1 protein-coding gene is annotated in these 538 nt (G+C 67.5%); it reads left to right on the top strand.

Annotation, left to right across the window (positions count from 1 at the left end; translation table 11 throughout):
- The coding region (locus tag RM572_RS28820) for an endonuclease I family protein (RefSeq protein WP_311676313.1) at positions 1–504 on the top strand (504 nt) is incomplete at its 5' end.
- Positions 505–538 lie beyond the last annotated feature (34 nt).

Below are 538 nucleotides of genomic sequence, written 5' to 3'. Positions count from 1 at the left end.
CAGTCCAAGAACGACAACGGCGGCAACGCCGACCAGTGGAACCGCGAGCACGTCTGGGCCAAGTCGCACGGCGGCTTCGGTACGGCCACGGGCCCGGGCACCGACATCCACCATCTGCGCCCCGAGGACGTCTCGGTCAACTCCGCCCGCGGCAACAAGGACTTCGACAACGGCGGCAGCCAACTGGGCGAGGCGCCCGGCAACTACACCGACGGCGACTCCTTCGAACCGCGTGACGCGGTCAAGGGGGACGTCGCCCGCATGATCCTCTACATGGCGGTGCGCTACGAGGGCAACGACTCCTTCGCCGACCTCGAACCCAACGACCAGGTGAACAACGGCTCGGCCCCGAAGATGGGCAAGCTGTCCGTGCTGAAGCAGTGGAACGAGCAGGACCCGCCGGACGCCTTCGAGAAGCGCCGTAACGACGTCATATTCGAGCGGTTCCAGCACACCCGGAACCCGTTCGTCGACCACCCCGAGTGGGTCGGGGCCATCTGGTAGCCGCGCCCCGGGTCAGTCCTCACCGGCCAGGGTC

Source organism: Streptomyces hazeniae (assembly GCF_031845485.1).
In the GTDB taxonomy this organism is placed as follows: Bacteria; Actinomycetota; Actinomycetes; order Streptomycetales; family Streptomycetaceae; genus Streptomyces; species Streptomyces hazeniae.
The sequence above is the reverse complement of the archived record's forward strand: the minus strand, read 5'-3'. Positions and strand labels throughout refer to the sequence as shown.